The sequence below is a fragment of the Kosakonia sp. SMBL-WEM22 genome, assembly GCF_014490785.1.
Classification (GTDB): Bacteria; Pseudomonadota; Gammaproteobacteria; order Enterobacterales; family Enterobacteriaceae; genus Kosakonia.
Genome location: NZ_CP051488.1, coordinates 1,984,606 through 1,997,964, shown reverse-complemented (window position 1 = coordinate 1,997,964; position 13,359 = coordinate 1,984,606). Strand labels below are relative to the sequence as shown.

General features: G+C 56.5%; 13 protein-coding genes. 1 reads left to right on the top strand and 12 read right to left on the bottom strand.

The features are described from left to right. Position 1: 1 nt before the first annotated feature. From nagZ to hinT, 5 genes are read right to left on the bottom strand one after another with little or no spacing between them, the layout of a single operon-like run. The gene (gene nagZ / locus HF650_RS09430; RefSeq protein WP_187802647.1) at positions 2–1,027 is read right to left on the bottom strand and encodes a beta-N-acetylhexosaminidase; all 1,026 of its coding nucleotides are present in this window, start codon (positions 1,025–1,027) and stop codon (positions 2–4) included. An 11-nt stretch (positions 1,028–1,038) separates the two neighbouring features. Next, on the bottom strand, positions 1,039–1,854 hold the full coding sequence (gene thiK / locus HF650_RS09425; protein ID WP_187802123.1) for a thiamine kinase: 816 nt from the start codon (positions 1,852–1,854) through the stop codon (positions 1,039–1,041). Next, positions 1,835–2,488 (bottom strand): penicillin-binding protein activator LpoB, encoded by a 654-nt coding sequence (gene lpoB / locus HF650_RS09420; RefSeq protein ID WP_187802122.1) that lies wholly within the window; start codon positions 2,486–2,488, stop codon positions 1,835–1,837. Before lpoB ends, thiK begins: the two co-directional genes overlap by 20 nt. Positions 2,489–2,498: 10 nt before the next feature. Then, a complete protein-coding gene (locus HF650_RS09415) occupies positions 2,499–2,873 on the bottom strand; it encodes a YcfL family protein (protein ID WP_187802121.1) in 375 nt (124 codons plus the stop codon). A 1-nt stretch (position 2,874) separates the two neighbouring features. Continuing rightward, complete coding sequence (gene hinT, locus HF650_RS09410; RefSeq protein WP_187802120.1) at positions 2,875–3,234, bottom strand: purine nucleoside phosphoramidase; 360 nt, start codon at positions 3,232–3,234, stop codon at positions 2,875–2,877. Positions 3,235–3,563: 329 nt separating this feature from the next. Between hinT and fhuE the strand changes: the two genes are divergently transcribed. After that, positions 3,564–5,750 (top strand): ferric-rhodotorulic acid/ferric-coprogen receptor FhuE, encoded by a 2,187-nt coding sequence (gene fhuE / locus HF650_RS09405; RefSeq protein WP_187802119.1) that lies wholly within the window; start codon positions 3,564–3,566, stop codon positions 5,748–5,750. 180 nt (positions 5,751–5,930) lie between these two features. On the opposite strand, the gene ptsG is transcribed toward fhuE, so the two are convergent. The 7 genes from ptsG to fabF form a co-directional block, all read right to left on the bottom strand. After that, a complete protein-coding gene (ptsG, locus tag HF650_RS09400; RefSeq protein WP_187802118.1) occupies positions 5,931–7,364 on the bottom strand; it encodes a PTS glucose transporter subunit IIBC in 1,434 nt (477 codons plus the stop codon). A gap of 298 nt (positions 7,365–7,662) precedes the next feature. Further along, entirely contained in the window at positions 7,663–8,457 is a 795-nt protein-coding gene (locus HF650_RS09395) for a metal-dependent hydrolase (protein ID WP_187802117.1), read from the bottom strand. Between the two features lie 10 nt (positions 8,458–8,467). After that, on the bottom strand, positions 8,468–9,472 hold the full coding sequence (gene holB / locus HF650_RS09390) for a DNA polymerase III subunit delta' (protein WP_187802116.1): 1,005 nt from the start codon (positions 9,470–9,472) through the stop codon (positions 8,468–8,470). Further along, positions 9,469–10,110, bottom strand: coding sequence for a dTMP kinase (gene tmk / locus HF650_RS09385; RefSeq protein ID WP_187802115.1), 642 nt, complete (start codon positions 10,108–10,110; stop codon positions 9,469–9,471). The genes holB and tmk overlap by 4 nt, the downstream gene beginning before the upstream one ends. After that, positions 10,100–11,122, bottom strand: coding sequence for a cell division protein YceG (yceG, locus tag HF650_RS09380; RefSeq protein ID WP_187802114.1), 1,023 nt, complete (start codon positions 11,120–11,122; stop codon positions 10,100–10,102). Before yceG ends, tmk begins: the two co-directional genes overlap by 11 nt. Next, a complete protein-coding gene (gene pabC, locus HF650_RS09375; protein WP_187802113.1) occupies positions 11,119–11,934 on the bottom strand; it encodes an aminodeoxychorismate lyase in 816 nt (271 codons plus the stop codon). The genes yceG and pabC overlap by 4 nt, the downstream gene beginning before the upstream one ends. Positions 11,935–12,046: 112 nt before the next feature. Next, a complete protein-coding gene (fabF, locus tag HF650_RS09370) occupies positions 12,047–13,288 on the bottom strand; it encodes a beta-ketoacyl-ACP synthase II (RefSeq protein ID WP_187802112.1) in 1,242 nt (413 codons plus the stop codon). Between the last annotated feature and the right edge of the window lie 71 nt (positions 13,289–13,359).

Genomic DNA, 13,359 nt, shown 5'->3' with positions numbered 1-13,359 from the left:
GTTAATGCGCAGCTTTATGCGCCTGCCAGCGTTCGTGCAGCTGTTCCAGCTCATTGTGAGCCACTTTCCAGCGCGCCGAACTCATCAACTCCTGACGAGAAAAAGAACCTTTATGATACAAACGTGTAACACGCTCTGCCTTGATCGGTGACAGGTTATCCAGTACCTCAACGGCACCTTTACGATTATTGCAGACGAGGATCATATCGCAACCGGCATCCAGCGACGCCTGCCCGCGTTCAGCGTAGCTGCCCATAATCGCCGCGCCTTCCATCGAGAGATCGTCGGAGAAAATCACGCCGTCGTAACCCAGCTCACCGCGCAGCACGGTTTTCAGCCACCAGGGTGAACCGCTGGCCGGGCGCGGATCGGCATCGGTATAGATCACATGCGCAGGCATAATCGCATCCAGCTTGTTCTGCTCAATCAGCGTCTTAAAAATGGACATATCCTTCGCACGGATCTCCTCCAGCGGGCGCGGGTCGAACGGCGTCTCTTTATGCGAATCTGCTGTCACCGCGCCGTGGCCTGGAAAGTGTTTCCCGGTGCTTTTCATACCTGCGCTGTGCATGCCGTCAATCACGCGGGTGGCCAGCGTTAACGCTTTTTGCACATCTTCATGGTATGAGCGCTCACCGATCGCCGCGCTGATATGTCCGACATCGAGGACTGGTGCGAAGCTGATATCAATATCCATGGCGATCATTTCGCTCGCCATCAGCCAGCCCGCCTCCTGCGCCAGCCGAGCGCCCTCCTCCATACCCAGCAGCGCAGCGAAAGATTGCGCTGCCGGCAGGCGGGTGAAACCGTCGCGAAAACGCTGCACGCGCCCGCCCTCCTGATCGACCGCCACCACCAGCCGGTGACGGGAAGCGGCGCGGATTTGGCGCACCAGCTCGCGCAGCTGTTCGGGATCGTGGTAATTCCGGGTAAAGAGGATCACGCCGCCCACCAGCGGATGCGCCAGGATCTCGCGCTCCTCCGCATCCAGTTCGTACCCTTCCACATCCAACATCACTGGACCCACACTCACCTCTCTTATCCTTCAGACTGAAGCTGACGCCATGTTTCATTCGCCAGCATAATAAATTGTTGATCGCCGGTCTGCTGCCAGCGGCGCTCATACCAGCCAACCATCAGCATTAATACCCACGGCCGCCAGCGCTTAACCTGCCGCCAGAGCAGAGCCTGGTCGATACCTGCCTGCTGTGCATAGTGCGCGGTAATTTCAGCGCGCTGCGCCTGGTTTTCGCACCAGATACCGGCCAGCTCCAGTGCCACATCGCCGTCGCCCGCATACTCCCAGTCGATAAGCCGCAGCCCCTTCTCACTGTGCACGATATTGCCGGCATGGACATCCATATGCAGCGGCGCAAGGCGCAGCGGCAGTGGCTCTCTTTGACGCCGCAGCCTTTTTAGCTGCCGCAGCCAGAAGGGCGTGCGCCGGGCGGGTGCGCTGCTCTGCCAGTCGCGCTCAAGCAGGGGCAACAGCGTAATGCGCCAGCCGAAGCGCTTTTGCCGGTGCAGATCATACAGCAATCTCGCCAGCGCGTCGGCCTGCGGCAGCGCGGTATCCATCGTGCCGGGAATATAGTCGATTGCCATCCAGCCCGCCGCGAAAAAAAGGGGCTGTGGTGCAACCGTGGCTGGAAGATGGCGCAACAGACGGTACTGGCGCAGAAAGGGCGATGAGGCAGCATCGTGCTGCTGGCGGAGTACCAGCATCTGCCGCCCGTCGCTAATCAGACAGCTCCCGCCGCTCAGCCCAACATGCTGGCTGGCGACGGGAGCGTAGTGCGGAAAGTAGCGTGACAGGATGGCGTCACGCGTCAGATTACTGCTGCTGAACGGCACCTTTACCTGACCAGATAATCTCGCCGGTCTGCACCAGCATTAACTGCATTTGCAGCGAGGGCGCACTGGCATTGCCGGTTGCGCTGGAGTAGAGCACGTATTGCGCGCCGACGTTACGCGCAATACCGATCGCTTTGCTGCGCGTACCGAGGCTGTCCTGCGGTGACAGGCCCAGTTGCTGCTTGGCGACCGCCAGCTGCTGTGCGGTAATCAGGGTAAATTTGCCGTTGTTTGCCAGCGCGTTGCGCACCACCTCCGTCGCTTCGCCGGTATTAATCGAGCCGTTAGTGCGGTTGTTTACGCTGTCCACCAGCAGAACGCTGCCAGCATTGGCGCCGCTGGCCTGCAACATTTTGCCCACCATCGGCTGTACCGCACCGTTCCAGTCGTAATGACGCTCGCGCGGCGTTGGCTGACCGTTCTGATCCTGATGCTCAATCGGGCCAGGCTGCTGCGGCAACGTTGGCACGGAAGGTACACCCGGAATCGGCTGCTGTGGTTGCTGCGGTTGCGCCGGTTGCGTCGCACCACCGCCTGCCTGCTCAACCGGAGCCGGTTGCTGGTCGGTAATACAGCCAGCAAGCAGCATGGCAAGTGTCGTCAGTAACGCGTAGCGTCCAATGGTCTTAATCAAGTGTCACCTCTTAGAGATAGAGATAGAGTCTGACGCTGTGCGCGCCGAGATAGTTAGCGCTGCCGTAGAGAGTCATGGTGGCATTACCGGGAACCGTTACGCTACGCGGCGCTTCCAGCGGATGCATCTCCAGACCTCTGGCGTCATACCAGTAAAAGCGATAGTGCAGCGTCACGGGCTGCTGGCGTTCGTTATAGAGCTTTGAAGAGGCGGAAGGCTGAAGCGCCTCCCGGCTCATGGTTGGCGGCTGCGCAATGATGCCTGCGGCAAGGATGGAGGACTCCATCACCAGCGTTTGATCGCTGGCGACCGGGATCGCGGGCCGGGAGCCGCAGCCAACAAGCGCTAACGCCGTCAGCAGTAACGCAACGCGCGCGACGCTCATCTTAGAGACCTTTATGAGCCAGCATCGGCCCCAGCACGCGCCCGCCCAGCAGGTGCATATGAATGTGGTAAACCTCCTGACCGCCGTGACGATTACAGTTCATGATCAGGCGATAGCCATCTTCGGCGATCCCTTCATCACGGGCGATTTTCGCGGCAACGGTCATCATGCGCCCCAGCGCCTGCTCATGGGCCTGAGTGACATCATTGACGGTGGGGATAAGCAGGTTCGGCACGATCAGCACATGTGTCGGCGCTTGCGGAGAGATATCGCGAAAGGCGGTAACCAGTTCATCCTGATAAACGATATGCGCGGGAATTTCGCGGCGAATGATTTTGCTGAAAATGGTCTCTTCGGCCATGACGTTTTCCTTTTCTGAATGCGGGCCAGACCCGCCGTCGTCGTCAATTAAGTGCCCTAGAGTATGATCGAGATTCTCTTGTTCTTTCAACTATAACGCTGTTTTTCTTTCCCCTTTTACGCCTGGCCCGATTATGACAGGCATAGACGCAGCCCGGCACAGATGAAATCGCATTTCATAATTGATAATTACATCTGTTTACACCAGTGAAGTGAATGCGTATATTTCGCATTTGCATTTCCATGCGCACTTCGCGCTGACGCACTCTCTTCCCGCGGCCGACAACGTATTGGCGGCGGATTTTGCTCACACACCATTAAGGGTTCATCATGTCTTTCCCGCAGAATGACCGCTACGGCGCTCGCGCCTGTACGGTCGCCCCTTCCCTGCTGGCTGTTGCCATTGCTTTTGCGCTCACCCCAGCCACCGGTTTTGCTGCCGGCAGCGAAGAGACGGTGGTGGTCGAAGGCACCAGCGCTGCCGATACTCGTGCCCTGACCGAACAGGATTACAACACGCAGACGACTGCGGCGGGCACCAAAATGACGCTGGTGCAGCGCGATATTCCTCAATCCATCAGCATTACCACTCAACAGCGGATGAAGGATCAGCAGCTGGAGACGCTGGGCGACGTGCTGAAAAACACCACCGGTGTGTTTGAGAGCGCGGCAGACTCCGATCGTAGCACCTACTACTCGCGCGGATTCCTGATCGATAACTATATGGTCGATGGCATCCCGACTATTTTTGAAACCCGCTGGAACCTGGGCGATGCGCTCTCCGATACCGCTATATATGAGCGTATTGAAGTGGTACGCGGCGCAACAGGGCTGATGACCGGAGCGGGCAATCCTTCCGCCTCCGTGAATATGGTGCGTAAGCACGCCGACAGCCGGGAATTTACCTCAAATGTCTCGGCAGAGTATGGCAGCTGGAATAAGCAGCGTTACGTGGCGGATATCTCCACGCCGCTGACGGAAGATGGCAGGATCCGTGGCCGTGCGGTGGCCGGTTACCAGCATAATGACAGCTGGCTTGATCGCTACAGCCAGGAGAAGAAGTTCTTCTACGGCGTGCTAGATGTCGATCTGACTGCGTCAACCGCCTTCTCCGTGGGTTATGACTACCAGGAGACCGACGTTGATAGCCCAACGTGGGGTGGCTTGCCGCGCTGGTATACCGACGGCACGAAAACACACCCGAGCCGCAGCGACAGCACCGCGCCGGATTGGGCCTACAACAATAAAGTCTCTAAACGCACTTTCGCGACGCTGAAACAGAGCCTCGGCAGCGACTGGCTGCTGACGGTCAACGGCACCCACACCGAGACGCAGCTCGACAGCAAAGCGCTCTATGTCGACGGCACGGTCGATAAAACCACAGGTCTGATGGTCAGCCCTTATGGCGCCTCTTACCCCTATGTCGGCGGCACCGGGTATAACACCGGCATGCGCAAAGTCGATGCGCTGGATACCTTTGCCAACGGATCGTATGAGCTGTTTGGCCGCCAGCATGAGTTAATGGTCGGTGGTAATCTGAGTAAGCAAAATAACCGCTACTTCAGCTCGTGGGAGAATATCCTTGATACCTCACTTGGCAACTACAGCAATTTCAATGGCAACTACCCGGAAACCCAGTGGGCGCCGTTGAGCCTGGCGCAGGAAGATACTATCCGTCAGCAGTCAGCTTACCTGGCGACGCGTATCTCACTTGCCGATCCGCTGCACCTGATTGCGGGCGCGCGTTATACCAAATATAAGCTTGAGACGCTGACGCAGGATCTGGAGAAAAATAACCTCTCGCCTTATGCGGGCCTGATCTTTGATATCAATGACACCTGGTCGACTTATGCGAGCTACACCTCGATCTTTAAACCGCAGGAGTATCGCGACGCGCAGGGGAAATATCTCTCGCCGGTAACCGGGAAAAACTACGAGCTGGGCGTGAAATCTGACTGGATGAACAGCCGCCTGACCGCGTCGCTGGCCGTGTTCCGTATCGAGCAGGATAACCTTGGGCAAACAACGGGTGGCGTAGTGCCGGGCACCAGCGGCGAAAGCGCGTATGAAGCGGTTGATGGCGCGGTGAGTAAAGGCGTTGAGCTGGAAATTAACGGCGCGCTGACAGACAACTGGCAGATGACTTTCGGTGCCACGCGCTATGTTGCCGATGATAAAGATGGCAATGCGGTGAACCCGAACCTGCCGCGTACCTCGATTAAAACCTTCACCAGCTATCGCTTGCCGATGTTGCAGGCGTTAACCGTCGGCGGCGGCGTTAACTGGCAGAACAGCACCTGGGCGAATGTCAGCACCGCCAACGGCAATTTCCGCTCTGAACAGGGCAGCTATGCGCTGGTCGATCTGTTTGCCCGTTATCAGGTCACGAAACAGCTCTCGGTGCAGGCGAATATCGATAACCTGTTCGATAAGAAATATGACACTAATGTCGACAGCCGCTCCTATGTGTTCGGCGAGCCGCGTAACTTCTCGGTAAGCGCTAATTACCGTTTCTGATATTGCATCAGTGAACAGAGGGAGCCTGCGGGCTCCTTTTTTTGTTTCGTAGGCCGGATAAGCGTAAGCGCCATCCGGCATTGCGATTTTGCCGGATGGCGACGTTGCCTTATCCGGCCTACAAACGCAGGCAATAAAAAAGGGAGCCATCAGGCTCCCTCAGTCTCCCCAGACCATGGCTTAGCTGTTGCGGATGTACTCATCCATTTCGGTTTTCAGGTTATCGGATTTGGTACCGAAAATCGCCTGAACGCCGGAACCGGCAACAACCACTCCCGCAGCGCCCAGTTTCTTCAGACCAGCCTGATCCACTTTCGCTACGTCAGCCACGCTGACACGCAGACGCGTGATACACGCATCAAGGTTAGTGATGTTCTCTTTGCCGCCAAATGCGGAAACCAGAGCCGGAGCCATTTCGCTGGTCGCGCCAGCTTTGCTCTCTTCGGTGGTCTCTTCACGACCCGGCGTCTTCAGATCCAGCGCTTTAATCAGCACGCGGAAGACGGTGTAGTAAACCAGCGCATAGCAGATACCGATGACCGGGAAGAGCCACAGTTTGCTGCTGTTGCCGCTCAGTACGATGAAGTCGATCAGACCGTGAGAGAACGATGTACCGTCACGCATACCCAGCAGGATACAGATCGGGAAGGCCAGGCCTGCCAGAACCGCGTGGATGATGTACAGGATCGGCGCCACGAACATGAAGGAGAACTCGATCGGCTCGGTGATACCGGTCAGGAACGAGGTCAGCGCGGCGGAGATCATGATTCCGCCCACTTTCGCGCGGTTTTCCGGTTTCGCAGAGTGCCAGATAGCAATTGCGGCAGCCGGCAGACCGTACATTTTGAACAGGAAGCCACCGGAGAGTTTACCTGCGGTCGGGTCGCCTGCCATGTAGCGTGGGATATCACCGTGGAACACTTGACCTGCAGCGTTGGTGAATTCACCAATCTGCATCTGGAAAGGTACGTTCCAGATGTGGTGCAGACCAAACGGCACCAGGCAGCGCTCAATGAAGCCGTAGATACCGAACGCCACAACCGGGTTCTGGTAAGCAGCCCACTGAGAGAAGGTCTGAATAGCAGTACCGATCGGCGGCCAAATGAAGGAGAGGATCACGCCGGTGAAGATTGCAGCCAGACCAGAGATGATCGGCACAAAGCGTTTACCCGCGAAGAAGCCCAGATACTCAGGCAGCTTGATACGGTAGAAGCGGTTAAACATATACGCTGCGATCGCACCAGAGATGATACCGCCGAGCACACCCGTGTCTGCCAGGTGTTTCGCCGCGATCTCTTCAGCAGGTAAATGCAGAACCAGCGGCGCAACCACCGCCATGGTTTTAACCATAATGCCGTAGGCGACAACGGCGGCAAGCGCGGAAACGCCGTCGTTATTGGTGAAGCCAAGAGCGACACCGATCGCGAAGATCAGCGGCATGTTGGCGAAAACAGAACCGCCTGCTTCAGCCATTACATGGGAAACCACTTCTGGCAGCCAGCTGAAGTTTGCAGAACCGACGCCCAGCAGGATACCTGCAATAGGCAGTACGGATACTGGCAGCATCAGCGATTTACCGACCTTCTGCAGGTTAGCAAATGCATTCTTAAACATAATTGAGAGTGCTCCTGAGTATTTGTGCTTTTTTCTACGCTTTCGCGCATTGGCACGGGGGGAGAACCGCGCCGTGGGAAGGGCATCTAAGCGCCCTTTATTTATTACACAGAGTAAAATAAATCGTTGCAGGTTTGTTTGACCGCTATCACGTTTCAGCCAGTGTCGACAATAAAACTCACATTAGCTTACATTTACCGCTCTGTTTAGGTCAAATTGTAACCGCCACCGCCCATTTTATGGCGGTGAACTTTACTCTTATCAGCTATTAATTACGAGTACTAAAATAAGCCGTTTTTCAGGCTAAATGCAGACGAGACGGGGCAATGTGGAACAGACGGGCAAAGTTTTGCGTCGTCTGCTGAGCAAGCTCTTCAATGGAGACGCCCTTCACCACCGCCATGTACTCTGCAACATCACGCGTCATAGCAGGCTGGTTCTCTTTTCCGCGGTGCGGCACCGGTGCCAGATAGGGTGAATCTGTCTCTACCAGCAGGCGATCGAGCGGCACATAGCGCGCGGCGTCACGTAACTGCTCGGCGTTGCGGAACGTAACGATGCCAGAGAAAGAGATATAGAAGCCCATATCCAGCAGCTTACCCGCCGTTTCACGATCTTCGGTAAAGCAGTGTAGTACGCCGCCGCAATCCTGCACTTTCTCTTCTTGTAAAATCGCCAGCGTATCGGCGCGCGCATCACGCGTATGCACAATCACCGGTTTATTCAGCTCACGCCCAATGCGGATATGGTTGCGGAAGGACTCCTGCTGGCGCGGTTTGGTTTCCGGGGTGTAGAAGTAGTCGAGGCCGGTTTCACCCATCGCCACAACCCCCTCTTCTGCCGCCAGCTCGCGCAGGGTTTCCACCTCGTACTCTTCATCCTGATTGAGCGGATGTACGCCGCAGGAGAAGACCACATTCTCACGCTCGCCGACTAATTCACGCATTGACCGGTATCCGGGCAGCGTCGTGGCGACGGCGAGGCAGAACTTCACATCGCGCGCGGCAGCCTTCGCCAGCACATCGTCCACATCTTTATGCAGCGTTTCATAGTTAAGGCCATCGAGATGGCAGTGCGAGTCGACTAAAAACATAATGTCTCTCTTATAGGTGGGATACAGGAAGCGTCACGCCTGAATGCAGGTAACGCTCCACATTTAACAGTAAATCGGTCAGCAGCAGTTCACGATTGATGCCAACGACGCTCATCAGCTGCTCACGACAGCTAAACAGCGCATGTAAAAGCGCATGCAGCGTATCGCTGCGCCATTGGCGGGCGAAACCCTGTACCAGCGCCGGAGCATCGACGTTAGTGACGAGCGTTGCGCCTTGCTGCAGTTTCAGCGCGTCAAGGATCAGCGAAGCAAGCCACTGCAGGCGCTGCGAAGCGTTATCATGATTGAGCGCAGGCAGCATCGCCAGCCAGTCACCGCTACTCAGTGCAGCATCTGCCGCCTCGCACAGCGCCTGGCGCTGCTTCCACTTATTATCCTGCAACAATGTCTGAGCAGCACCTGGGGATCCGCCGGACAGGCGCAATGCGGTAAGTATCGCTTCTTGTGACGTTGTCACTTCACGCGTTAGCCAGGTGCTGGCGTAATTTTCTGCGGGGGGTGCTAAATGATGCATACGGCAGCGGCTACGCAGTGTGGGCAGTAATCGTACGGGCTCACGACAGGCGAGGAAAAACCATGTCTGCGCAGGCGGCTCTTCCAGCGTTTTGAGCAGTGCGTTTGCAGCCGCGTCGCTGAGCTGTGCGGCATCCGGCAAGCAGACAACTTTCGCGCCGCCGAGACGGGCATGTTCATAGAGCTTTTCGTTCACTTCACGCACTGCATCAATGCCAAGCGTCGTCTTCCCCTTCTCCGGCGCAAGCACGTAATAATCGGGGTGCGTACCGGCCTGCATCAATTCGCAGCCACGACAGTGACCACAGCTTTTATTGCCTTGCGGTGTCTGGCAGAGCAGCAGGCGGTTGATGGCGTAGATCAGCGCATCGTCGCCCATCCCTTCGAGGGCATGGATCAGTAACGCGTGGTGCCCGCGCCCGCTCTGATAACTGGCGACCAGTTGTTCAAAGTCCGGTCGTAGCCACGGATACCATTTCATGCGCCCTGCTCCTCCACCCATGCGGTAACGGTCTGGCGAATAGCCGACACGACCTCTTCCAGCGAGCGGGTGGCATCGATAGTACGAATGGTGGGATCCTGCGCGGCGAGTTCCAGATAGCGGGCACGTGTGCGGTTGAAGAAATCGAGCGACTCCTGCTCAATGCGATCAAGTTCGCCGCGCGCACGGGCGCGTTTGAGGCCCACTTCCGGCGTTACATCAAGATAGAGAGTCAAATCGGGGCGGAAATCGCCAAGCGCCGCATCACGCAGCGTGGCGAGCAAGGTTTGATCAATACCGCGCCCGCCACCCTGATAAGCCTGGGTGGAGAGATCGTGGCGATCGCCAATCACCCAGCTGCCGCTTGCCAAGGCAGGTTTGATAACCGTCTCCACCAGTTGGACGCGGGCGGCGTAAAACATCAGCACTTCGGCTTTATCAGTGATCGCTTCATCCCCGACAGATCGGATATCCAGCACCAGGCTGCGCAGTTTTTCTGCCAGCAGGGTGCCGCCCGGCTCGCGGGTGAAGACCATGTCGCCAACGCCGAGCGTTTTTAGTGTGTCGACAATGACATCCCGCGCGGTGGTTTTACCTGCACCCTCCAGCCCTTCAATGACGATGTATTTACTGCCCATTTTTTTCCTTAAGTACTTTCAGGTACTCCTGCACCGATCGGTTATGACTGGCGAGATTGGTGTTAAACGTATGCCCACCTTTGCCGTCAGCGACAAAATAGAGATAAGGCGTTTTGGCCGGATGCGCCGCAGCTTTCAGTGAGGCCTCACCCGGCGTGGCAATCGGCCCCGGCGGCAGACCGTTGATCACATAGGTATTGTAATCCGTCGGTGCCTCCAGATCGGCGCGCGACAGCTTACCACTATAACGCGCCCCCATCCCGTAGATTACCGTCGGATCGGTCTGCAGACGCATGCCGATACGCAGTCGGTTGATAAACACCGAGGCAACGCGATCGCGCTCGCCAGCGACGGCGGTCTCTTTCTCAATAATCGAGGCCATGGTCACCAGCTGATTTTCATCTTTATAGGGCAGACCGTCGGCGCGCCCTTCCCAGGCGCGGGCCACTGCCTGTACCATTTTTTGATGCGCGCGTTTTAACAGCGCAACGTCGGTGGTATTGGCGGTATACATCCATGTGTCAGGCCAGAACCACCCTTCAACCCACGCCGGGTGCGCCATTTTTATCGCCTGCGCCACGGTGGCGTAATCATCATCTTTCAGCGTGTGTTTGATATATGGCGCATCACGCAGCTGTTTTAGATAGTCGCTTAAACGCATCCCTTCAACGAAACGCAGCGGGAATTGCGCCTCTTTGCCACTTTCCAGAAGCTGCATCATTTCCCGCACGGTCATATTAGGGGTGAAGCGATAGGTCCCCGCTTTAAAGTGTGAAAGATCGGGCTCCAGGCGCAGTAACCACTGGAACACGCGCGGGCGATTAATCACCTTTTCGCGATAGAGCAACTCGCCAAGCGTTGTACGCCCGGTACCTGCTGGCAAGGTGAAGATGGTTTCTTCTTTGATCAAAATTTTGCTGTCGGCCAGCTGCCGCACCTTCCAGGCACCGGCGCCTGCGGCAACAACCAGCACCGCGAGCAGAATAAGTACAACGCCAAAGAGTTTTTTCATAATGGATTTATGCGCTCACAAAGAGGGGCTAAAAAATGGTACAGATCGCGCGCCTGCCACTGCTTATCCGCCCACTGGCGAACCGGCACAATCGGCATCAACGCGTTACAAATAATGGCTTCGTCTGCCAGTGCCAGCGCATCAGTCCCGGCATTCACTTCGACAACGCTAAACGCAGAAGTTGCCAGCTGGCTCAGGCAATACTGCCGCATTATGCCATCCACACCCGCCTGATCGAGCCTGGGCGTGAACACCGTTTTACCCTGTCGCCAGAAGAGATTCCCCGCACTGCACTCGGTGATCCAGCCGTCGCTGTCGAGCACCAGCGCGTCATCGGCGTCGGTTTGTTCAAGCCCGAGGCGTATAAGCACCTGCTCCAACCGGTTTAGATGTTTAATACCGGCAAGCGCAGGATTACGCCCCAGACGGATCTCACTGAGCGCAAGAGTAACCCCTTCTTGCTGCCAGCGCGCATAGTGAGCGGGTCTGGGCGCAAAGGAGACAATGCGCGTCGGCGCAGAACAGTTAGCCGGGCTGTAGCCACGCCCGCCCATGCCGCGGGTGATCACCGCTTTGATGACGCCTTCATCGTGCTTCTTTGCCAGCATTGCCATTTCCTGTGCAAGCGCAGGCCAGTCGCCAAAGGCGATCGATAAGCGCTCGCACCCCTGCTGCAGACGCAGCTGATGAGCGGCGGCAAACTGGATCTGCCCGTCGATAATGCGCGCGGTGGTAAAACAGCCGTCGCCAAACTGCGTCGCACGGTCACTGGCCGCAAGCGAGGTCTGCTCTGTGCCATTAATCAAGAACATAGCGACTCCTTGTATGCATGGGCAGACAGTTTGGCAGGATGAAAAGCCGAGGACAAGGGGGATAAATCAGAATAGAAAAGGCCCGCAAGCGGGCCTTTATACGGCAGGTTGATCACACTTTTTTGAAGATCAGCGAACCGTTGGTACCACCGAAGCCGAAGGAGTTACACAGGGTGTACTCCAGACCGCTGACCTGACGTGCCTCGTGTGGCACAAAATCAAGATCGCAACCTTCATCCGGATTATCCAGATTGATGGTTGGCGGTACAGCCTGATCGCGCAGTGCCAGGATGGAGTAGATTGATTCTACTGCACCCGCCGCACCGAGCAGGTGGCCGGTCATCGATTTGGTCGAGCTGACCATTACATTGTAAGCCGCATCACCGAATACCGATTTCACTGCCTGCGCTTCGGCTTTATCGCCAGCAGGCGTAGAGGTGCCGTGTGCGTTTACGTAGCCAATCTGAGACGGTTCAATGCCCGCGTCGCGAAGCGCATGAATCATCGCTTTCGCCGCACCCGCGCCATTTTCCGGCGGAGAAGTCATGTGGTAAGCATCGCTGCTCATGCCAAAACCGATGATTTCAGCATAGATTTTCGCACCACGTTTCTTCGCGTGTTCGTACTCTTCCAGCATGATAATGCCTGCGCCATCGCCGAGGACAAAACCATCACGGTCTTTATCCCACGGACGGCTCGCGGCCTGCGGATCGTCGTTACGCGTAGAGAGCGCGCGCGCTGCGCCAAAACCACCGACGCCAAGTGGCGTACTCGCTTTTTCCGCGCCACCCGCCAGCATCGCGTCTGCATCGCCATAAGCAATGATACGCGCCGCGTGACCAATGTTGTGCACGCCTGAAGTACAGGCTGTAGCAATTGAAATGCTGGGGCCTTGCAGACCAAACATAATGGTCAAATGGCCAGCCACCATATTCACAATGGTCGATGGAACGAAGAACGGGCTGATTTTACGCGGCCCGCCCTTAACGAGGGAGCTGTGGTTTTCTTCGATCAGGCCGAGACCACCAATGCCAGAACCAATCGCCGCGCCAATGCGTGAGGCGTTTTCTTCTGTTACTTCCAGGCCGGAATCCTGCATGGCCTGAATACCAGCGACAATTCCATATTGAATGAAGTCATCCATTTTGCGCTGCTCTTTGCGCGAAATGAACTCTTCACAATTAAAATCCTTTACTAAGCCAGCAAATTTAGTTGCATAGGCGCTAGTATCGAAATGGTCGATTAGGCTGATGCCACTCTGACCGGCAAGGAGAGCTTTCCAGGTAGACTCTACGGTATTGCCGACAGGAGACAACATGCCAAGTCCGGTCACAACTACACGACGCTTAGACACGTTTGTCCTCCAGGGAGGGATAAAAAAAGAGATTCGTGAGATTGCTTAGATAAAACTCAGGCGGTCGAATG

What these genes read in the sequence shown, in the direction of transcription:
- fhuE (WP_187802119.1), top strand. Translation starts at nt 3,564, where the DNA reads ATGTCTTTCCCGCAGAATGACCGCTACGGCGCTCGCGCCTGTACGGTC.
- HF650_RS09395 (WP_187802117.1), bottom strand. Translation starts at nt 8,457, where the DNA reads ATGTTTTTAGTCGACTCGCACTGCCATCTCGATGGCCTTAACTATGAA.
- tmk (WP_187802115.1), bottom strand. Translation starts at nt 10,110, where the DNA reads ATGGGCAGTAAATACATCGTCATTGAAGGGCTGGAGGGTGCAGGTAAA.
- yceG (WP_187802114.1), bottom strand. Translation starts at nt 11,122, where the DNA reads ATGAAAAAACTCTTTGGCGTTGTACTTATTCTGCTCGCGGTGCTGGTT.
- hinT (WP_187802120.1), bottom strand. Translation starts at nt 3,234, where the DNA reads ATGGCCGAAGAGACCATTTTCAGCAAAATCATTCGCCGCGAAATTCCC.
- ptsG (WP_187802118.1), bottom strand. Translation starts at nt 7,364, where the DNA reads ATGTTTAAGAATGCATTTGCTAACCTGCAGAAGGTCGGTAAATCGCTG.
- HF650_RS09415 (WP_187802121.1), bottom strand. Translation starts at nt 2,873, where the DNA reads ATGAGCGTCGCGCGCGTTGCGTTACTGCTGACGGCGTTAGCGCTTGTT.
- holB (WP_187802116.1), bottom strand. Translation starts at nt 9,472, where the DNA reads ATGAAATGGTATCCGTGGCTACGACCGGACTTTGAACAACTGGTCGCC.
- pabC (WP_187802113.1), bottom strand. Translation starts at nt 11,934, where the DNA reads ATGTTCTTGATTAATGGCACAGAGCAGACCTCGCTTGCGGCCAGTGAC.